We start from the raw sequence: 21,090 nt of genomic DNA on the forward strand, positions 1-21,090 counted from the left end.
CCACTAATGGGGCTGCCTTGCAGCCCTTCGCGGGTAAACCCGCTCCCACAGGTACAGCGCTAGCTTGAGATTTTGCGCAATCATGTGGGAGCGGGTTTACCCGCGAAGGGTCGCGGAGCGACCCCAATTGGCTTAACTGACTGGCATCACCCCAGGGCCTGTGTTGTGCATCAGTAGGTACTGCTGGGGCCGCTTGGCGGCCCTTTCCGGCCGGTCCGGCGCCCCGGCAAGGCCGCTCCTACACTGGCGCTGTCTGTTAGAACAGATCCATCGGCGCCGCTTCATCCGCTGGCAGCGGGCTGCCAGGCGCTGCACCGTTGCCCAGCTCATCCACCGATGGCGGCGAGTCCTCTGCCTTGAACAGCTCGAAGTAGGCGTTCGGCGTGCTCGGGGTGGCGGCGCGGCCGCTGATCGGGTCGACCCTCAGGCTGAGAATGCCTTCCGGCTCGGCCGGGGTGTGTTCGGGCTTGCCCTTGAGGGCCGGGCCCATGAAGCCCATCCAGATCGGCAAGGCCACGGTGCCGCCGTACTCACGGCGGCCCAGGGTTTCCGGTTGGTCGAAGCCTACCCACACGGTGGTGACGTAGTCGCCGTTGTAACCCGAGAACCAGGCGTCCTTGGATTCGTTGGTGGTGCCGGTCTTGCCCGCCAGATCATTGCGGCCCAGGGCCAGGGCGCGGCGGCCGGTACCCCGCTTGATCACGTCCTGCAGCATGCTGGTGAGGATGTAGGTGGTGCGGCCATCGATGATGCGCTCGGCGACTGCCGGGGTTTGCGGTGCCGGCGCTACCTGGCCAAAGGCGGAAGGGGCCTCGCCCGGCATGGCGGTCACGCTGATCGGCTGTTCGGGTGCGGCGAGGCCAGCCTGGTCTTCGTTGCCTTGCGGCACGCGCGGCGGGTTGGCGGTGAACAGCGTTTCGCCGCTGCGGCTGTCGATGCGCTCGATCAGGTACGGGCTGATCTTGTAGCCGCCGTTGGCGAAGGTGCTCCAGCCGGTGGCGATCTCCATCGGGGTCAGGGTGGCGGTGCCCAGCGCCAGCGACAGGTTGCGCGGCAGGTCCTGCTTGTTGAAGCCGAACTTGGCGATGTAGTCGATGGTGCGGTCCACGCCCATGGCCTGCAGCAGGCGGATCGATACCAGGTTGCGCGACTTGTACAGTGCCTCGCGCATGCGGATCGGGCCGAGGAAGGTGTTGGTGTCGTTCTTCGGTCGCCAGACCTTGTCCAGGTATTCGTCGACGAACACGATAGGCGCGTCGTTGACCAGGCTGGCGGCGGTGTAGCCACTGTCCAGCGCGGCGCTGTAAACGAACGGCTTGAAGCTCGAGCCCGGCTGGCGCTTGGCCTGCATGGCGCGGTTGTAGTTGCTCTGCTCGAAGGAGAAGCCGCCGACCAGGGCACGGATCGCGCCGTTATAGGGGTCGAGGGTCACCAGTGCGCTCTGGGCGCCAGGCACCTGGCTGAACTTGAGCTTGCCGTGTTCCAGGCGCTGCAGGCGCACCAGGTCGCCCACCTGCGCCACATCCGCCGGCGATTGCGGCGTGCGGCCCTGGGCGTTGCTGTTGAGGTACGGGCGGGCCCACTTCATGGTGTCCCAGGCAACGTCCTCTTCCAGGCCGCTGCGGGTCATCACCTTCAGGCCGCTCTTCTCGACCTGGGTGACGATGGCCGGCTCCAGGCCACCAAGCGTGCGCTGTTTGCCGAGCTCCTGCAGCCAGGCGGCGCGGGTCTTGCCCGGGAAACGCGCTTCGGGGCCGCGATAGCCGTGGCGTTCGTCGTACTCGGAGAGGCCGTTGAGCACAGCGCTGTTGGCCATCTGCTGCATGTCGCTGGGAACGGTGGTGTAGACGCGGAAGCCTTCCGTGTAGGCATCGCTGCCGTAGCGGCCAACCATTTCGGCGCGGGCCATTTCGGCGACGTACGGGGCATTCACCTCCGGCGTCGGCACGTGGTAGCTGGCGTTCAACGGCTCGGCCAGGGCGGCCTGGTAGCTGGCGTCGTCGATCTTGCCAAGCTTGTACATGCGCCCGAGGATCCAGTCGCGGCGTTCCTTGGCGCGCACCGGGTTGGCCAGCGGGTTGAAGCGTGACGGTGCCTTGGGCAGGCCGGCGATCATGGCCATCTGCGCCAGGCTGACGTCGCGGATCGACTTGCCGTAGTACACCTGCGCGGCGGCATCGATGCCGTAGGCGCGGTTACCCAGGTAGATCTTGTTGACGTACAGCTCGAGGATTTCGTCCTTGGTCAACTCGCGTTCGATCTGCAGGGCCAGCAGGATTTCGTTGGTCTTGCGCGAGAAGCTGCGTTCGCTGCTGAGGAAGAAGTTCTTCGCCACCTGCATGGTGATGGTGCTGCCACCACTCTGGATGTGCCCGGATTTGACCAACTGCGTGGCCGCGCGCATCAGGCTGCTGGGGTCGACGCCGTAGTGGTTGAGGAAATTATCGTCCTCGGCCGACAGCAATGCCTGAATGAACTGTGGGGGAATTTCCTGGAACTTGATTGGCGAGCGGCGCATCTCGCCGAACTCGGCAATCAGCTTTTCATCGCTGCTGTACACCCTCAGGGGGATTTGCAACTGGACGCTTCGCAGCGAATCGACCGACGGCAGGCTGGGGCTAAGATACAGAAACGCACCGCTCACACCGAGCACGAGCGCGCAGATGACTGCGACGAAAGACCACCAGAAGAACTTCAGCAGGCGTATCAAGGCTTTTGGGTGTCCAGGTTGAGGAGTGGAGGGCGCGGGGCCGGCGGACAGGAAAAACGCTGGGCATTATAAGCATTTTTCGCCCCTTCGGGTGACCGGCCGGGGTACTGCGATGACCGCCTGCGCTGCAATGGCGCAGGCTTTGATGACAGGGAAGGAACAGCCATGCTTGGACGCTTTGGCAAGGGCGCAGGTTCACTGCTGGGGGTGGAGATCGCCACCGATTCCATACGAATGCTGCAAGTACGCCGTCATCGGGGCCGTTGCCAGGTGGTGGGCTGGGTGCGGGAGACCATCGTCCCTCCGTTGCGTGGCCCTCACCTGCTCGATGAAAGCGAGCGTTTGCTGAATGCCTTGCGCCAGGCCCATGGCCGCTGTGCCACACGCCAGCGCCAGGTTGCGCTGGCGTTGCCGGCCTCGCAGGTGATCTGCAAGGTCCTTCGCTTGCCGGTTGGCGTATCTGACCCCGATGCCGAGGCGCAATTGCTTGACCAGGCCGATCAGCTTTTCCCCTTCCCGCTGGATGACCTGGCTCTGGACTTTCAGGTGCTGGGGCTGTCCGCCGAGCACCCAGGGCACGCGGATGTGCTGGTCGCCGCTTGCAGGCAAAGCCAGATCGACCCCCTTGAACAACTGTTCGGCCAGGCCGGGCTGCAGGTGCAGGCCATGGAAGTCGACAGCATCGCCCTGCGCCGGGCCATGCCATCGTTGCCGGTGCGCACGACCGCCTTGTTGCAACTGGAGAGGAACGAAGCGGTGCTGCATCGGCTGCAGGACGCAGTTCTCCCACACCGCCAGCAGGTCGTGCTGGCATCACCTGACGGGTGGCTCGAACCTGTCGAGCGCCTTTGCACGCAAGGCGGTGTCGGTGAGGTGGTGTTGGTAGGCGGGGCAGCCGATGACCAGCGGGCTTCAGCACTGGCTGAGCGCCTGAAGGTGGCATGCAGAATGGCCGTCGGCTCGGACTTTTCGGGCTTGGCCATGGGGCGTGAGGCCAAGGCGCTCGACGCTTCGATGGCCCTGGCGTGTGGGCTGGCGCTCGGTGGGTTGCATTGATGTTGCGCTTGAACCTGATGCCGTGGCGTGAGCGGCGCAGGGCACGGGATGCGCATTGCTTTCGGGTGTTGGTGATCGCCGGCCTGGTGCTGGCTTTGCTGGGTGTGATGCTGCTCGATCAGTTGGCGCGGTCACGCCTGGCACGGCAGATCGAGGCCGTCACGGTGCAACAGGCCGAAGTGCAGCGTATTGATGCCATCGTGGCGCAGGTCGAGCAGTTGCGTGAGGCGCGCGCCGCCCTGTCGGCGGAGCAGATGGAGTTGGTCGGGTTGCGGGCTCGCCAGGCGTCACTGCCCGGCTTCTTTCTCGATTTGGAGCGTGCCCTGCCAGAGGGCGCCAGGCTTACTGAGCTCAAAGCGCTGGACGGGCAGTTGCGGTTGACCGGGCAGGCTGCCTCGCCTGCAGTCGTCGCCCGGTTCATGCGTGATCTGCAAGCAGCGCAGGGGCTACAGGACCTGCAACTGGTTCATCTGCGCAATCTCGAAACGGGCGATGAGTTTGTTTTGACGGGGCGCCTGGCGGTGCACGGCTCATGAGACGCGCTGCTCTCGCTGACTGGCAGGCGAAGCTGCAGCGCTCGGCAGCGCTCAGGGCTGTGCTGGTTTTTGCACTGGCGGCGACAGTGGTGGCCGTGGGTTATCAGGTGCGCCTGCGCGAGCTGTATGAACATCATCAGGCGTACACCCTGCTTGGGCAGGAGCTCCAGGCGACGATTGGGGCGAGGGAAGGGCAGGCTGGCGAGCTTGATCCGGAGCGCCAGGCGCTCCACGACGACCAGCAGCGCTTGTTCCGGGAGCGCTGGCGGCTGGCGGCAGGAGAGGGGGTGAGCGAGTTGCTCGACCAGTTGGCGGTTTCAGGGCACCAGTACGGCTTGCTGGTCGAGCGCCTCGATGTGCTGGAAGGGCGTCAGCAAACCGGGTATCGCGTGATGCCCTTGGACATCAGCGTGGTGGGCCGTTACCCGGCGTTGCGAGCGTGGCTGGAGCAGTGGCTGCAGCAGGTGCGCTTGTTGAATGTGGCTCGGCTGGAGCTGCTCGCGGTGGATGAGCGTTCCGGGTTGGTCAGGGCGAAGCTGCAAGCGCATGCGTACGCCGCCGCGCAGAGCCTGGTGGTGCCGATTTCGCTGGCAGATGAGCCCGCCCGGCAGGCGGTATCCACCCGCCCCTTCGATCCGTTCCTGGTGTGGTCATCCCGGGGGGTGCTCCGAGGGATCGGCCGCGTGCCGCTGGAGCAACTCGAGATGGTCGGCAGCCTTTCACGGGCGGGGCAGCGCCAGGCGCTGTTGCGTTCGGCAGGTCATCTGTACCGGGTGGCAGTGGGGGATCGGCTGGGGCGTGATGATGGGGTCGTGGTGCGGATCGATGCGCATCAGGTCGAGGTGCACGAACGGTTGTACATTGCCGGTGGCTGGCAGGAGCGCTCCCGGTTTCTGGCACTCGGGAAGGGTGCCCATGGAGAGGTCAGGGATGAAGATGAAAAGGTGGTCGAGCGGGGTTCTGATGCTCCTGCTGGGCTTGAGGGCGACGCTGGCGACGGCGTTTGAGAAAGAGCCCATATCGCTGAACTTCCAGGACGTGGAAGTGCGCGCGGTGCTGCAGGTCATGGCTGACTACGTGGGGATCAACCTGGTGGCCAGCGATACGGTCCAGGGCCGCATCAGCCTGCGCCTTGACGATGTGCCGTGGCAGCAGGCGCTGGATCTGGTGCTGCGCAGCAAAGGGCTGGGGCGGCGCCAGGAGGGTAATGTGCTGCTGGTCGCGCCGGTTGCCGAACTTGCCGAGCAGTCGCGCGATGCCCACCTGGAGCAGGCGCTGGAGGCGCAACTGGAACCCTTGCAGCGCGAGCTGATTCCGGTCCATCACGCCCGGGCTGCGGAACTGGCCGAGTTGCTGCTGGCCAGCCTTGCCGATGACGGCATCCTGGCCGGGCGCGGCAGCCTCAGCGTGGATGCACGGACCAATACCCTGGTGGTGGCCCAGCCGCCAGAGCGGATCGCCGAGCTGCGCAAGCTGGTGGCGCAGCTCGATGTACCCGTACGCCAGGTGATGATCGAGGCGCGCATCGTCGAGGCCGGCGTCGATTACGAAAAGGTACTGGGCGTGCGTTGGGGAGGCCCTTTGTATGGGCAGAACAGCCGGTTGGGCAGCGAGCTGTTCGTCGACCTGGGGGTGGAGCGGGGCTCGTCGGGGCTGGGTGTGGGCCTGCTGCGCAGCGACATACTGCTGGACCTGGAGCTCAGTGCCATGGAAAAGAGCGGCAACGGCGAGATCATCTCGCAGCCCAAGGTGGTCACTGCCGACAAAGAGACCGCGCGCATCATCAAGGGTACCGAGGTGCCTTACCAGGAGACGACCAAGAGTGGTGCCACCTCCATCTCGTTCCGCGAGGCCTCGCTGTCGCTGGAAGTAACGCCGCAGATCACCCCGGATGGCCAGGTGGTGATGGAGGTGCGGGTGACCAAGGATGAGCCGGATTTCGTCAACGCCCTGAACAATGTGCCGCCGATCCGCAAGAACGAGGTCAATGCCAAGGTGCGGGTGGCCGATGGCCAGACCATTGTGATTGGCGGCGTCTACTCGACGTCGCAGAACAATGTGGTCGACAAGGTGCCATTTTTGGGCGATCTGCCGTATGTTGGGCGGCTGTTTCGACGCGATGCATTACAAGAGAAAAAATCCGAGCTGCTGGTCTTCCTGACTCCGCGTATCATGAGTGACCAGGCGATTGCTGTGAGTCGTTGATTCTGTGCGAAATTTGATACTTGTAGGGCCCATGGGCGCTGGAAAGAGCACCATCGGGCGCCTGTTGGCCAAAGAGCTGCGCCTGCTGTTCAAGGATTCCGACAAGGAAATCGAACTGCGAACCGGCGCCAATATCCCGTGGATCTTCGACAAAGAAGGCGAGCCGGGCTTTCGTGATCGTGAGCAGGCGATGATCGCCGAGCTCTGCGAGCTCGATGGCGTGGTTCTGGCCACCGGTGGTGGCGCGGTGATGCGCGATGCCAACCGCGCCGCGCTGCACGCCGGAGGCCGGGTGATCTACCTGCATGCCTCGGTGGAGCAGCAGGTCGGACGTACCGCCCGTGACCGCAACCGGCCGCTGTTGCGCACTGCCAACCCGGAAGCCACGCTGCGCGCCCTGCTGGAGGCGCGCGACCCGCTCTATCGCGAGATCGCCGACATCGTGGTGGAAACCGACGAACGGCCACCGCGCATGGTGGTGCTCGATATTCTCGAGCGTTTGCATCAGTTGCCGCCCCGATAAGTCAGGACTATCCTCGGCCACCAACGCCGAGGCGGGGTTGAACGTCATCGCGCGGAGCCGCACAGCCGTCACCGCGCCCAAGCACATTGTGGGGATACATGCAGACACTTAAGGTCGACCTGGGCGAACGTAGCTACCCGATCTACATTGGCGAGGGCCTGCTGGACCAGCCCGAACTGCTGGCGCCGCACATTGCCGGGCGCCAGGTGGCCATCGTTTCCAACGAGACCGTCGCGCCCCTGTACCTCGAACGCCTGAGCAAGACCCTGGGTGCCTACAAGGTGCTGCCAGTGGTGTTGCCCGATGGCGAGGCCCACAAGAACTGGGAAACCCTGCAACTGATCTTCGATGCGCTGCTGACTGCCCGTCATGACCGTCGCACCACCGTGGTCGCCCTCGGTGGCGGCGTGATCGGCGACATGGCCGGCTTCGCCGCAGCCTGCTACCAGCGTGGTGTCGACTTCATTCAGGTGCCTACCACCCTGCTGTCGCAGGTGGATTCTTCGGTCGGCGGCAAGACCGGCATCAACCACCCGCTGGGCAAGAACATGGTGGGTGCGTTCTATCAGCCCAACGCGGTGCTGATCGACACTACCAGCCTCAAGACCTTGCCTGCGCGCGAACTGTCCGCCGGGCTTGCCGAAGTCATCAAGTACGGCCTGATCTGCGATGAACCATTCCTGGGTTGGCTCGAACAGAACATCAAGGCCCTGCGCGCCCTGGACTCCAAGGCCCTGACCGAAGCCATCGCCCGCTCCTGCGCCGCCAAGGCCGCCGTGGTCGGCGCCGATGAGCGCGAATCGGGCGTGCGCGCCACGCTCAACCTTGGCCACACCTTCGGCCATGCCATCGAGACCCACATGGGCTACGGCGTCTGGCTGCATGGCGAGGCCGTGGCGGCGGGTACGGTGATGGCCCTGGAGATGTCCATGCGCCTTGGCTGGATCGACCAGTCGGCGCGAGATCGCGGTATTCGCCTGCTGCAGGACGCAGGATTGCCGGTGGTGCCACCACAGGAAATGACCCCGGCGCATTTCATGGAGCACATGGCGGTCGACAAGAAAGTGCTCGACGGGCGCCTGCGCCTGGTGCTGCTGCGCCAGATGGGCGAGGCCGTCGTCACCGACGACTATCCGACAGAGATTCTTCAGGCCACGCTGGCGGCGGATTACCGCGCGATCGTGGCCCAGCTTTGAGGTTGTGACAACGCAATGACCAGTCTGCATGCCGATGAGGCGTTCCTCGATCATTACCAGTTGAGCCACGATCCGTTCGCACCCCGTGTGCCCGGTTTCAAGTTCTTCCCCGCCCAGCGCAAACCGGTGCTGGGCCAACTGCACCATCTGGCGCGTTACAGCCAGCTGATGCTGGTAGTCACAGGCCCCGTGGGCAGCGGCAAGACCCTGCTGCGTCAGGCGCTGGTGGCCAGCACCAACAAACAGTCGGTGCAAAGCGTGGTGGTGTCCGCCCGCGGTGCCTCCGACGCCGCCAGCGTGCTCGGCCAGGTGGCCCAGTCGCTCAACGTGGCGCAGCCTGAAGTGCAGGCGATCCTGTCGCAGGTGGTGCAACTGGCGCTGACCGGCCAGGAAGTCTATCTGCTGGTGGACGATGCGGAACAACTCGACGAGTCGGCACTCCAAGCCTTGCTGGAGTTGGCGGCAGGTGTTGCCGAAGGGCGTCCGCATGTATTCCTGTTCGGCGAACCGTCGCTGATTGCCGGGCTGGATGAGCTCAGTATCGATGAGGAGCGTTTCCACATCATCGAGCTGGCACCCTACAGCGAGGAAGAAACCCGCGAATACCTGGAGCAGCGCCTGGACGGTGCTGGGCGGGGTATCGACGTGTTCACCCGCGAGCAGATCGCCGACATCCACGAAAATGCCGATGGGTGGCCTGGGACCATCAACCAGGTTGCCCGCGATACCTTGATCGAAGCCATGATCGCCAGCCGTACCACGGTGAAGCGACCAACCATGGGGTTCAAAATGCCTAAGAAACACGTGCTTGCGCTGTCCGCTGTGGTCGTGGTCGCCGTTGGTGCGGCGGTCCTGATGCCGAAGAAGAGCGACAAGGCCCCGACCGAGGCGCCGAGTGCCCAGGCTCAGTTGCCGCTGGGACAAGGCGGCAATGGCGCGCCGGCCATCGAATTCGCCGGCTCCTCGCAGCCAATGCCGCTGCCGCTGGTCGGCCAGTCGCAGCCGGTCATGCGCGAGCCATTGGCCCAGGCCGCCGGCATGGGTGACGGCGAAGAAGCCGGGCCTGCCGGCAACACCGCGCTGCAGCCTGCCGCGCCTTCCGCAGCGGTGCCGCCGACTGTCACCACCATTGCCCCGCCGCAAGGCGCTACTGCCGGGCCGGCACCTGCACCTGCGCAACCGGTCCAGCCGGTTGCTCCTGCGCAGAAACCTGTCGCAACCCAGGCGCCAAAACCGGTTGCACCTGCCAAGCCCGTGCCGGCGCCAACCCAGGTCGCCAGCGCCAAGCCTGCAGCCAAGCCCGTCGAGAAACCGGCAGCCGGTGGCGCCGGTGGCAGCAGCTGGTATGCCGGCCAGAAAGCCGGCAACTATGTGGTGCAGATCTTCGGCACCAGCTCCGAGGCGTCGGCCCAGTCGTTCGTCAAAGAGCAGGGTGGCGACTATCGCTACTTCAAGAAAAACCTGCAGGGCAAACCCCTGTACGTGGTCACCTACGGCAACTTCGCCAGCCGTGACGCCGCCGCTGCGGCAATCAAGAACTTGCCAGCCAAGGTCCAGGCTGGTAAACCTTGGCCACGTACCGTCGGCAGCGTCCAACAAGAGCTGGCCACGGCCCGCTGACACCTTCCGGGCGGCATCACCCCCGCCGCCCAGTTGCTGAGCGACTTCTAGCTTTCGACTAGCCTGCTGCACTTCAAGTGCGGCAGGCTTTTCTGTCCCAGACTGCCGGCCACAAGCCCCGTGTTGCAGTCATGGCTGAAACGCTTCAGACTCGAGCCAAGCCGCTATCACGGCGCATGGCGCAAAAACATTCAAAATTGCGACATAAATTTTCAATGGTGAGACATGAAAATTTGTGAGCATCGCTGTCGCTGTGCAACAATGGTTTTCCATGACCACCGCAAAAAAGCTGGCGTTTGATCGGCGTGGATGGTAAGTGGTTGTTAAAAAAGAGATTTGCCTCCGGTTGAGAGGTGAACCTGGTGAGAAAGTGTCTATGAAAACAGGTCTGTACCATCCCGAAGAATTCAAGGACAACTGTGGTTTTGGCCTGATCGCCCATATGACGGGCGAACCCAGCCACCACCTTCTGCAAACCGCCATGCAGGCATTGACCTGCATGACCCACCGCGGTGGCATCAACGCCGACGGCAAGACCGGTGACGGTTGCGGTCTGCTCATGCAGAAGCCCGATCGATTCCTGCGCGCCAAGGCCCAGGAACACTTCGCCACCGAGCTGCCCAAGCAGTACGCCGTCGGCATGGTGTTCTTCAACCAGGACCCGGTCAAAGCCCAAGCCGCGCGCGCCAACATGGACCGCGAAATCGTCAATGCCGGCCTCACCCTGGTCGGCTGGCGCAAAGTGCCGATCGACACCAGCGTGCTCGGCCGCCTGGCCCTGGAGCGCCTGCCGCAAATCGAACAGGTGTTCATCGGCGGTGAAGGCCTGAGCGATCAGGAATTCGCCATCAAGCTGTTCAGTGCCCGTCGCCGTTCGTCCGTGGCCAACGCCCACGACGCCGACCACTACATCTGCAGCTTTTCGCACAAGACCATCATTTACAAAGGCCTGATGATGCCGCGCGATCTCGCGGCGTTCTATCCAGACCTGGGTGACGAGCGCCTGCAAACCGCGATCTGCGTGTTCCACCAGCGCTTCTCCACCAACACCCTGCCGAAGTGGCCGCTGGCGCAGCCCTTCCGCTTCCTCGCCCACAACGGCGAGATCAACACCATCACCGGCAACCGCAACTGGGCCATGGCCCGTCGCACCAAGTTCGCCAACGACCTGATCCCCGACCTCGAAGAGCTCGGCCCGCTGGTCAACCGCGTCGGTTCCGACTCTTCGAGCATGGACAACATGCTCGAGCTGATGGTCACCGGCGGCATCGACCTGTTCCGCGGCGTGCGCATGCTGGTACCGCCAGCCTGGCAGAACGTCGAGACCATGGACGCCGACCTGCGCGCCTTCTACGAATACAACTCCATGCACATGGAGCCGTGGGATGGCCCGGCCGGTATCGTCATGACCGAAGGCCGCCACGCGGTGTGCCTGCTCGACCGCAACGGCCTGCGCCCGGCGCGCTGGGTGACCACCACCAATGGCTACATCACCATCGCCTCGGAAATCGGCGTATGGGGCTACCAGCCTGAGGAAGTCCTGGCCAAGGGCCGTGTCGGCCCGGGCCAGATCCTGGCCGTCGACACCGAAACCGGCCAGATCCTCGACACCGACGCCATCGACAACCGCCTGAAGTCGCGCCACCCGTACAAGCGCTGGCTGCGTCAGCACGCCACGCGCATCCAGGCGACGCTGACCGACGACCAGGGCGCGGCCAGCTACGACGCTGACCAGCTCAAGCAATACATGAAGATGTTCCAGGTCACCTTCGAGGAGCGTGACCAGGTGCTGCGCCCGCTCGGCGAGCAGGGCCAGGAAGCGGTCGGCTCGATGGGCGACGACACGCCGATGGCCGTGCTGTCCCAGCGCGTGCGTTCGCCGTACGACTTCTTCCGCCAGCAGTTCGCCCAGGTGACCAACCCGCCGATCGACCCGCTGCGCGAAGCGATCGTCATGTCCCTGGAAATCTGCCTGGGTGCCGAGCGCAACATCTTCCAGGAGTCCCCCGAGCACGCCTCGCGGGTGATCCTCAGTTCGCCGGTCATCTCGCCCGCCAAGTGGCGCTCGCTGATGAACCTGGAGCGCGAAGGTTTCGACCGCCAGCTGATCGACCTCAACTATGCCGAGAGCGTCGGCCTGGAAGCGGCCATCCGCAACATCGCCGACCAGGCCGAGGAAGCGGTGCGCAGCGGCAAGACTCAGCTGGTGCTCAGCGACCGCTACATCGCCCCGGGCAAGTTGCCGGTGCACGCCTCGCTGGCCGTCGGTGCGGTGCACCACCGCCTGACCGAACAGGGCCTGCGTTGCGACAGCAACATCCTGGTCGAGACCGCCACCGCCCGCGACCCGCACCACTTCGCCGTGCTGCTGGGCTTCGGCGCCTCGGCCGTGTACCCGTACCTGGCCTACGAAGTGCTGGCCGACCTGATCCGCACCGGCGAAGTGCTGGGCGATCTGGACGAAGTGTTCAAGTACTACCGCAAAGGCATCTCCAAGGGCCTGCTGAAGATCCTGTCGAAGATGGGTATCTCGACCATCACCTCGTACCGTGGCGCCCAGCTGTTCGAAGCCATCGGCCTGTCCGAGGAAGTGGTCGGCCTGAGCTTCAAGGGTGTGTCGAGCCGCATCAAGGGTGCGCGTTTCGAAGACCTGGAGAGCGACCAGAAGCTGCTCGCCGCCGAAGCCTGGAGCGCGCGCAAGCCGATCCAGCAAGGTGGCCTGCTGAAGTTCGTCCACGGTGGCGAGTACCACGCCTACAACCCGGACGTGGTCAACACCCTGCAAGCCGCCGTGCAACAGGGCGACTATGCCAAGTTCAAGGAATACACCACGCTGGTCGACCAGCGCCCGGTGTCGATGATCCGCGACCTGCTGAAAGTGAAGGTGGCCGACCAGGCCCTGGCACTGGATGAAGTCGAGCCGCTGGAGGCCATCCTCAAGCGCTTCGACTCCGCCGGCATCTCCCTGGGCGCGCTGTCGCCAGAGGCTCACGAAGCCCTGGCCGAGGCCATGAACCGCCTGGGCGCGCGCTCCAACTCCGGTGAGGGCGGCGAAGACCCGGCCCGCTACGGCACCATCAAGAGCTCGAAGATCAAGCAGGTGGCCACCGGCCGCTTTGGCGTGACCCCGGAATACCTGGTCAACGCCGAAGTGCTGCAGATCAAGGTGGCCCAGGGCGCCAAGCCTGGCGAGGGCGGCCAGCTGCCCGGCGGCAAGGTCAACGGCCTGATCGCCAAGCTGCGCTATGCGGTCCCGGGCGTGACTTTGATCTCGCCGCCACCGCACCACGATATCTACTCGATCGAAGACTTGGCCCAGCTGATCTACGACCTCAAGCAGGTCAACCCGCAGGCCCTGGTCTCGGTCAAGCTGGTTGCCGAAGCCGGTGTGGGCACCATCGCCGCCGGCGTGGCCAAGGCCTATGCCGACCTGATCACCATCTCCGGCTACGACGGTGGCACCGGTGCTTCGCCGCTGACCTCGATCAAGTACGCCGGCGCCCCATGGGAGCTGGGCCTGGCCGAAACCCACCAGACCCTGCGCGGCAACGACCTGCGCGGCAAGGTGCGGGTACAGACCGACGGCGGCCTGAAAACCGGCCTGGACGTGATCAAGGCCGCGATCCTCGGCGCCGAGAGCTTCGGCTTCGGCACCGCGCCGATGATCGCCCTGGGCTGCAAGTACCTGCGCATCTGCCACCTGAACAACTGCGCCACCGGCGTGGCTACCCAGAACGACAAGCTGCGCAAGGACCACTACATCGGCACCGTCGACATGGTGATCAACTTCTTCACCTTCGTCGCCGAAGAGACCCGCGAGTGGCTGGCCAAGCTGGGCGTGCGCAGCCTGGGCGAGCTGATCGGCCGTACCGACCTGCTCGACGTGCTGCCGGGCGACACCGAGCGCCAGGGCCACCTCGACCTGACGCCGCTGCTGGGCAGCTCGCACATCCCGGCCGACAAGCCGCAGTTCTGCGAAGTCGACAAGAACCCGCCGTTCGACCAGGGCGAGCTGGCCGAGAAGATGGTGGCCATGGCCTTGCCGGCGATTCGCGACCTGGCCGGTGGCGAGTTCAGCCTCGACATCTGCAACTGCGACCGCTCCATCGGTGCGCGCATCTCCGGCGAAATCGCCAAGCTGCACGGCAACCAGGGCATGGCTGGCGCGCCGATCACCTTCCGCTTCAAGGGCACTGCGGGCCAGAGCTTCGGTGTGTGGAACGCCGGTGGCCTTAACCTGCACCTGGAAGGCGACGCCAACGATTACGTCGGCAAGGGCATGACCGGCGGCAAGGTGACCATCGTGCCACCGGCCGGCAGCCCGTTCGAAACCCAGCACAGCGCCATTGTCGGCAACACCTGCCTGTACGGCGCCACGGGCGGCAAGCTGTTCGCCGCCGGCACCGCGGGCGAGCGCTTCGCTGTGCGTAACTCCGGCGCCCACGCTGTGGTCGAGGGCACCGGCGATCACTGCTGTGAATACATGACCGGCGGCTTTGTCTGCGTCCTGGGCAAGACCGGTTACAACTTCGGCTCTGGCATGACCGGCGGCTTCGCCTACGTGCTCGACATGGACAACACCTTCGTCGACAAACTCAACCACGAGCTGGTGGAAATCCAGCGCATCAGTGGTGAGGCGATGGAGGCCTACCGCAGCCACCTGGCGCGGGTCCTGGGCGAGTACGTGGAAGAGACCGGCAGCGAGTGGGGGCGTGAGCTCTCGGAGAACCTGGACGACTACGTGCGTCGCTTCTGGCTGGTCAAGCCGAAGGCGGCCACGCTCAAGCAACTGCTGTCCAGCACCCGCGCCAACCCGCAGTAAAAGCAGCTGCAAGTGGCAAGCCTCAAGTTGCAAGTAAAGGCAGCTAGAGGTTTGCCCGGCTTAAGTGATCGTCTTGCGGCTTGCAGCTTGTAGCTTGCAGCTGCTGTTAAGAGGTTTTGAAAAATGGCTGAACGTCTGAACAACGACTTCCAGTTCATCGAAGTGGGCCGCAAGGACCCGAAGAAGAAACTGCTGCGCCAGCGCAAGAAGGAGTTCGTCGAAATCTACGAACCCTTCAAGCCCGCGCAGTCCGTGGAACAGGCACACCGCTGCCTGGGTTGCGGCAACCCGTATTGCGAGTGGAAGTGCCCGGTCCACAACTTCATCCCCAACTGGTTGAAGCTGGTCGCCGAAGGCAACATCCTCGCCGCCGCTGAACTGTCTCACCAGACCAACACCCTGCCGGAAGTGTGCGGTCGCGTGTGCCCGCAGGACCGTCTGTGCGAAGGTGCCTGCACCCTCAACGACGGCTTCGGCGCGGTGACCATCGGCTCGGTGGAGAAGTACATCACCGACACCGCCTTCGCCATGGGCTGGCGCCCGGACATGTCCAAGGTCAAACCCACCGGCAAGCGCGTCGCCATCATCGGTGCCGGCCCCGCTGGCCTGGGCTGTGCCGACGTGCTGGTGCGCGCTGGCGTGACCCCGGTGGTGTTCGACAAGAACCCCGAGATCGGTGGCCTGCTGACCTTCGGCATCCCCGAGTTCAAGCTGGAAAAGACCGTGCTGAGCAATCGCCGCGAAGTCTTCACCGGCATGGGCATCGAGTTCCGCCTGAACACCGAGGTGGGCAAGGACGTCACCATGGAGCAGTTGCTCGCCGAATACGACGCCGTATTCATGGGCATGGGCACCTACACCTACATGAAGGGCGGCTTCCCCGGCGAAGACCTGCCAGGCGTGCATGACGCCCTGGACTTCCTGATCGCCAACGTCAACCGCAACCTGGGCTTTGAAAAGTCGCCGGAAGATTTCGTCGACATGCAGGGCAAGAAGGTCGTGGTGCTGGGTGGTGGCGACACCGCGATGGACTGCAACCGCACCTCGATCCGCCAGGGCGCCAAGGCAGTGACCTGCGCTTATCGCCGTGACGAAGCCAACATGCCGGGCTCGCGCAAAGAGGTGAAGAACGCCAAGGAAGAAGGCGTGAAGTTCCTCTACAACCGTCAGCCCATCGCCATCGTCGGCGAAGACAAGGTCGAAGGTGTGAAGGTGGTCGAGACCCGTCTCGGCGAGCCGGACGCCCGTGGCCGCCGCAGCCCCGAGCCGATCCCCGGCTCCGAGGAGATCCTCCCGGCCGACGCCGTGGTGATCGCCTTCGGCTTCCGCCCGAGCCCGGCGCCGTGGTTCGAGGAGCATGGCATCCAGATGGACAGCCAGGGCCGCGTGGTGGCACCGGAGAAGGGCAAGTTCAAGCACCAGACCAGCAACCCGAAAGTGTTCGCCGGTGGCGACATGGTGCGCGGTTCGGACCTGGTGGTGACGGCGATCTTCGAAGGCCGCACGGCTGCTGAAGGGATCCTGGACTACCTCGAAGTCTGATCCGGCCCATTCGCGGGGCAAGTCGGATCGCCGCACCGCCGCTCCGACTTGTCCCGCGATGCTTTTTGTATACAAAAATGCTTGATCCATGGCACCCAATAGACAAAACGCATGGCCATGCCCGTGCCTTTTGCGCCCGCGTCTGAGAAAATGCCCGCACTTTTTTTCCGGATGCCGACATGACTGCCCTGAAGAACGATCGTTTCCTGCGTGCACTGCTCAAGCAACCCGTAGACGTCACCCCGGTGTGGATGATGCGCCAGGCCGGCCGTTACCTGCCGGAGTACCGCGCCAGCCGCGCCAAGGCCGGCGACTTCATGAGCCTGTGCATGAACCCGCAGTTCGCCTGCGAGGTCACCCTGCAGCCGCTGGACCGCTACCCGCTGGACGCGGCGATCCTGTTCTCGGACATCCTCACCATCCCCGATGCCATGGGCCTGGGCCTGTACTTCGAAACCGGCGAAGGCCCGCGTTTCAAGAAGGTCATCAGCACCCCGGCCGATATCGAGGCGCTGCCGATCCCCGACCCGCAGAAAGACCTGGGCTACGTGATGGACGCGGTCAGCACCATCCGCCGCGAACTCAATGGCCGTGTGCCGCTGATCGGCTTCTCCGGCAGCCCCTGGACCCTGGCCACCTACATGGTCGAAGGCGGCTCGTCGAAAGACTTCCGCAAGACCAAGGCCATGGCCTATGACAACCCGCAAGCCCTGCACCTGCTGCTGGACAAGCTGGCCCAGTCGGTCACCAGCTACCTCAACGGCCAGATCCTCGCCGGTGCCCAGGCCGTGCAGATCTTCGACACCTGGGGCGGCAACCTGTCGGCGGCGGCCTACCAGGAGTTCTCCCTGGCCTATATGCGCAAGATCGTCAGCGGCCTGATCCGTGAGCACGAAGGGCGCAAGGTGCCGGTGATTCTCTTCACCAAGAACGGCGGCCTGTGGCTGGAAAGCATCGCCGAGGCCGGTGCCGACGCACTGGGCCTGGACTGGACCTGCGAGATCGGCGACGCCCGCCGCCGCGTCGGTGACAAGGTGGCCCTGCAGGGCAACATGGACCCGACCGTGCTGTACGCCAAGCCCGAAGCCATCCGCAACGAAGTGGCGCGCATCCTCGCCAGCTACGGCAAGGGCACTGGCCACGTGTTCAACCTGGGCCACGGCATCACCCCGGAAGTGGACCCGGAGCACGCCGGCGTGTTCATCAACGCCGTGCACGAGCTGTCGGCGCAGTACCACCAGTAATCGGTGGCGCATGAAAAGCCCGGCCAAGTGCCGGGCTTTTTTTGCATTAAGTTTCAATTCAGCGATCGTCGGTAATCTGGTGCCATCAAAACGCAAACAGGACCCGATCATCATGAAAGCCCGCTACCTGCCCCTGATCCTTGCCCCGCTGTTCAGCACTGCTGCCCTGGCTGCCGGCTACACCGGCCCCGGCGCCCAGGCCGTGACTACTGTCGCCGCCGCCAAAGAAGCCGCCGACGACACTCCGGTAGTGCTGCAAGGCTTCGTGACCAAGAAGATCAACAACGACGACCGCTACGAATTCAAGGACAACACCGGCACCATCACCGTCGAGATCGACGACGAAGACCTGCCGCCGACGCCGTTCAACGACAAGACCAAGGTCAAGCTGACCGGCGAGGTGGAGAAGCACCTGATGAGCCGTGAAGTGGATGTGGATATCGTCGAGATCATCAACTGATCTGCTGGCCTTTTCGCGGGTAAACCCGCTCCCACAGGGATCGCGCCTCACCCGAAGTCGGCGCCGTACCTGTGGGAGCGGGTTTACCCGCGAAGGCTTCACACCGATTTCGGCGGTAACTTGCTCAAATGCACCGCCACCAGCAGCGCCACCGCCAGTAGGCTGCCGATGAACAGCCCGATCCCATTCCAGCCCCACTGGTGCCAGAACACCCCGCCCGCCGTCCCCGCCACGCTCGACCCTGCGTAATAGCAGAACAGGTACAGCGACGACGCCTGCCCCTTGGCCTTCAGCGCCCGCCGGCCAATCCAGCTGCTGGCCACCGAATGCGCGCCGAAGAAACCGAAAGTGAACACCAGCATGCCGATGATGATCAGCGTCAACGGGCTGGCCAGGGTCAGCAGCAGGCCGCCGGCCATCACCAGGATGCTGGCCCAGAACACTTTGCGCCTGCCCAGTTTGTCGGCCAGCGCGCCGACCTGCGCCGAGCTGTAGATCCCCGACAGGTAGACCACCGAGAGCAAGCCGACCAGCGCCTGGTTCATGTGATAAGGGCCGGCCAGCAGGCGGTAGCCGATGTAGTTGAACAGGGTGACGAAGGCGCCCATCAGCAGGAAGGCTTCGAGGAACAGCCAGGGCAGCCCGGCGTCCTTGAAATGCATGACGAAGCCGTCCAGCAGGCTGCGCGGGTTCATGGCCTGGGGGCGGAAGTTGCGCGACTCGGGCAGCACCTTCCAGAACACCACCGCCGCCGCCAATGCCAGGCCACCGATCACCAGCATCGCCGTGTGCCAGCTGACGAAGTCGATCAGCACCCCGGTGATCAGCCGCCCGCTCATGCCGCCGATGGCGTTGCCGCCGATGTACAGGCCCATGGCCAGGCCGATGTGCTGGGGGTGGATCTCCTCGCTCAGGTAGGTCATCGCCACCGCCGCCAGGCCACTCAGCGCCAGGCCCACCAGCGCGCGGCTGGCCAGCACCAGCTCCCAGCTCGGCATCACCGCGCTGGCGAGGGTCGCCAGGGCCGCGCAGAGCAGCGCGCAGACCATCACCGGCTTGCGCCCGATACGGTCGGAAATCGGCCCGGTCACCAGTAGCCCGATGGCCAGCATGGCGGTGGACACCGACAGCACCAGGCTGCTCTGCGCCGCGTTGATGGCGAACTCCTGGGACAGCAGCGGCATCATCGGCTGCACGCAATACAGCAGGGCAAAGGTGGCGAAGCCGCCGCTGAACAGCGCCAGCACGGTTTTCATGAAGGCGGGCGTGCCTTTCTCGATCCAGATGTCGTTGCAGGCAGGTTCGGGTTCGACGGGCAGGGGGGCGACGGCGGATCTCACGGAAGGTACCTCGGGGCGTTGCGATGGAAAAATCATATAGCTGGCTAATGATTACATCCAATATATTGTTCGACCTGTTTAAGACGTTTAACGACCTGTTCGGAGCCGATCATGGAGCTGCGTCACCTGCGTTATTTCATCGCCGTGGCCGAAGAGCTGCACTTCGGCCGCGCCGCCCAGCAACTGGGTATCTCGCAACCGCCGCTGAGCCAGCAGATCCAGGCCCTGGAGCAGGAACTGGGCGCGCGGCTGTTCGAACGCACCAACCGTCGGGTCGAGCTCAGCGAGGCCGGGCGGCTGTTCCTCGACGAAGCCCGCCAGGTACTGGCCCAGGTGGAAAAGGCCGCCGACGTGGCCCGGCGTGCGCAGTTAGGGGAACTGGGGGAGCTGAAGATCGGCTTCACCTCCTCGGCGCCCTTCACCTCGAAGCTGCCCAAGGCGTTGCACGCGTTCCGCCAGCAGTTCCCGGCGGTGCACCTGAACCTCAAGGAAATGAGCAGCCGCGATGTCGCCGAAGCGGTGCTCGACGAGTCCATCGAAGTCGGCCTGATGCGGCCGATGCCCTTGCCCCCGGGGCTGGAGGTCAACGAATTGCTGCGCGAGCCGTTGGTGGCGGTGATCAATGCCTCGCACCCGCTCGCCGCAGGCAGCGAGCAGGGCCTGTACATGCAGGCGCTGGCCGACCAGCCGTTCGTGTTCTTCCCGCGCAGCTATGGCAGCGGCCTGCACGCCCAACTGCTGAGCCTGGCGCGCCAGGCCGGCTTCAGCCCGCACTTCGCCCAGGAAGCGGGCGAGGCGATGACCATCATCGGCCTGGTGTCGGCGGGGTTGGGGGTGTCGGTGCTGCCAGCGTCGTTCCAGCGCATGCGCATCGACGGGGTGGTCTACAGGACCTTGCTGGATGAGGGCGCCGACACCGCCGTGTGGCTGGTACGGCGTGCTGGCGAGGGCTCGGCGATGGCGCGCGCCTTCGCCGAGCTACTGGGCGGGCAGCGGATCACGCCGCCCGCCTGAGCCGGTCAGTCGACGTGGGCCAGCTCGCCGCGCAGGGCCACCGCGCTGACCAGCATGCCGGCGCGGCACTGGAACTTCTCCGGGTCCTTGTACAGGTCGCGCTGGTCGACGCTGGCGATGTTCACCACGGCGTTGGCGTCAGCCTCCTGGGCGGCACGCTGCAGGGTGGCCAGCGCCGATTGCAGGGCCCAGAAGCAGGCCTCGCTGTCGCTCTTGTTGCTGCCGTTGGTCTTGCGGCTGCTGCTTACCGTGCGCAGGGTGCGCACCGAGGTCGGCAGTGCTTCGCCGGCCAGGTAGAACTTCACGCTGCCATCAAGCAGCCCGGCTTCGGTGGCGCGTTTCACACCCTCGCGAAAGCTCAGGTAGGTCGGACCGTCGACGCCCTGGTTGACGATGCCCAGCGCGTTGACCGCCTCGATGTCAGGGTTGAACGACAGCTCCTTGAGCACGTTGTCGCGCAGGCGGTTGATCCAGCGGTTGTAGTTGCCGTGGATCTTGCCGTCCTTGTAGTCCAGGCCCCAGCTGCTGCGGTAGACGATCTGGAACTCGGTGGGGCTGTAGGGGATGTCGACCTCGGCGTGGTGGCGCCCGCGCACGGTGATGGCCGCCTTGACCATGCCCGGGCGCACCGACTGGACGATCCACTGGCGGTCGTTGAGCGCGGTGACGATCGCCCGTTTCATCTGGTCGTCGCTGAAATTCAGGCTGCTGGCGAAGTCTTCCTTGGCGTTGTACACCGGCTTGCTGGTGCACCCGCTGAAGACCAGGGCCATGGCCAGCAAGGCGAGGGTGCGGTGGATCCGAGTCATTCCTTTCACTCCG

General features: G+C 64.7%; 15 protein-coding genes. 12 read left to right on the plus strand and 3 right to left on the minus strand.

Features of this window, described 5'->3' with window-relative positions:
* Positions 1–256: 256 nt before the first annotated feature.
* The gene (locus ABE459_RS03035) at positions 257–2,710 is read right to left on the minus strand and encodes a penicillin-binding protein 1A (protein ID WP_323830780.1); all 2,454 of its coding nucleotides are present in this window, start codon (positions 2,708–2,710) and stop codon (positions 257–259) included.
* 165 nt (positions 2,711–2,875) lie between these two features.
* Here ABE459_RS03035 and pilM point away from each other — a divergent pair, with 165 nt between their 5' ends.
* From pilM to ABE459_RS03090, 11 genes are all read left to right on the plus strand, one after another.
* Positions 2,876–3,766 carry a pilus assembly protein PilM gene (gene pilM / locus ABE459_RS03040; RefSeq protein WP_323830779.1) on the plus strand — a complete coding sequence of 297 codons (891 nt, stop codon included), beginning with the start codon at positions 2,876–2,878 and terminating at the stop codon, positions 3,764–3,766.
* A gap of 17 nt (positions 3,767–3,783) precedes the next feature.
* The gene (locus ABE459_RS03045; RefSeq protein WP_323830800.1) at positions 3,784–4,302 is read left to right on the plus strand and encodes a PilN domain-containing protein; all 519 of its coding nucleotides are present in this window, start codon (positions 3,784–3,786) and stop codon (positions 4,300–4,302) included.
* Positions 4,299–5,309 (plus strand): pilus assembly protein PilP, encoded by a 1,011-nt coding sequence (locus ABE459_RS03050; protein ID WP_323830778.1) that lies wholly within the window; start codon positions 4,299–4,301, stop codon positions 5,307–5,309. Before ABE459_RS03045 ends, ABE459_RS03050 begins: the two co-directional genes overlap by 4 nt.
* Complete coding sequence (locus tag ABE459_RS03055; protein ID WP_323830799.1) at positions 5,239–6,507, plus strand: secretin N-terminal domain-containing protein; 1,269 nt, start codon at positions 5,239–5,241, stop codon at positions 6,505–6,507. Before ABE459_RS03050 ends, ABE459_RS03055 begins: the two co-directional genes overlap by 71 nt.
* A 4-nt stretch (positions 6,508–6,511) precedes the next feature.
* Positions 6,512–7,030, plus strand: a complete 519-nt coding sequence (aroK, locus tag ABE459_RS03060; RefSeq protein WP_110996384.1) for a shikimate kinase AroK — start codon at positions 6,512–6,514, stop codon at positions 7,028–7,030.
* Positions 7,031–7,128: 98 nt separating this feature from the next.
* The gene (gene aroB / locus ABE459_RS03065) at positions 7,129–8,226 is read left to right on the plus strand and encodes a 3-dehydroquinate synthase (protein ID WP_323830777.1); all 1,098 of its coding nucleotides are present in this window, start codon (positions 7,129–7,131) and stop codon (positions 8,224–8,226) included.
* Positions 8,227–8,241: 15 nt separating this feature from the next.
* On the plus strand, positions 8,242–9,846 hold the full coding sequence (locus tag ABE459_RS03070) for an AAA family ATPase (RefSeq protein WP_125465908.1): 1,605 nt from the start codon (positions 8,242–8,244) through the stop codon (positions 9,844–9,846).
* Between the two features lie 376 nt (positions 9,847–10,222).
* Positions 10,223–14,668 (plus strand): glutamate synthase large subunit, encoded by a 4,446-nt coding sequence (gene gltB / locus ABE459_RS03075; protein ID WP_125465907.1) that lies wholly within the window; start codon positions 10,223–10,225, stop codon positions 14,666–14,668.
* 123 nt (positions 14,669–14,791) lie between these two features.
* Positions 14,792–16,210 (plus strand): FAD-dependent oxidoreductase, encoded by a 1,419-nt coding sequence (locus ABE459_RS03080; protein WP_125465906.1) that lies wholly within the window; start codon positions 14,792–14,794, stop codon positions 16,208–16,210.
* Between the two features lie 179 nt (positions 16,211–16,389).
* The gene (hemE, locus tag ABE459_RS03085; RefSeq protein WP_110996390.1) at positions 16,390–17,454 is read left to right on the plus strand and encodes a uroporphyrinogen decarboxylase; all 1,065 of its coding nucleotides are present in this window, start codon (positions 16,390–16,392) and stop codon (positions 17,452–17,454) included.
* A 112-nt stretch (positions 17,455–17,566) separates the two neighbouring features.
* Positions 17,567–17,914 (plus strand): NirD/YgiW/YdeI family stress tolerance protein, encoded by a 348-nt coding sequence (locus ABE459_RS03090; protein WP_125465905.1) that lies wholly within the window; start codon positions 17,567–17,569, stop codon positions 17,912–17,914.
* 98 nt (positions 17,915–18,012) lie between these two features.
* Here the strand turns inward: ABE459_RS03090 and ABE459_RS03095 are convergent, their stop codons facing one another.
* Positions 18,013–19,254, minus strand: coding sequence for an MFS transporter (locus tag ABE459_RS03095; protein ID WP_323830776.1), 1,242 nt, complete (start codon positions 19,252–19,254; stop codon positions 18,013–18,015).
* Between the two features lie 111 nt (positions 19,255–19,365).
* Between ABE459_RS03095 and ABE459_RS03100 the strand changes: the two genes are divergently transcribed.
* Positions 19,366–20,268 carry a LysR family transcriptional regulator gene (locus tag ABE459_RS03100; RefSeq protein WP_125465903.1) on the plus strand — a complete coding sequence of 301 codons (903 nt, stop codon included), beginning with the start codon at positions 19,366–19,368 and terminating at the stop codon, positions 20,266–20,268.
* A 5-nt stretch (positions 20,269–20,273) separates the two neighbouring features.
* On the opposite strand, the gene ABE459_RS03105 is transcribed toward ABE459_RS03100, so the two are convergent.
* Positions 20,274–21,077 (minus strand): hypothetical protein, encoded by an 804-nt coding sequence (locus ABE459_RS03105; protein WP_110995351.1) that lies wholly within the window; start codon positions 21,075–21,077, stop codon positions 20,274–20,276.
* Between the last annotated feature and the right edge of the window lie 13 nt (positions 21,078–21,090).

Origin of the sequence: Pseudomonas sp. TWI923 (assembly GCF_039673365.1) — a bacterium.
In the GTDB taxonomy this organism is placed as follows: domain Bacteria; phylum Pseudomonadota; class Gammaproteobacteria; order Pseudomonadales; family Pseudomonadaceae; genus Aquipseudomonas; species Aquipseudomonas sichuanensis.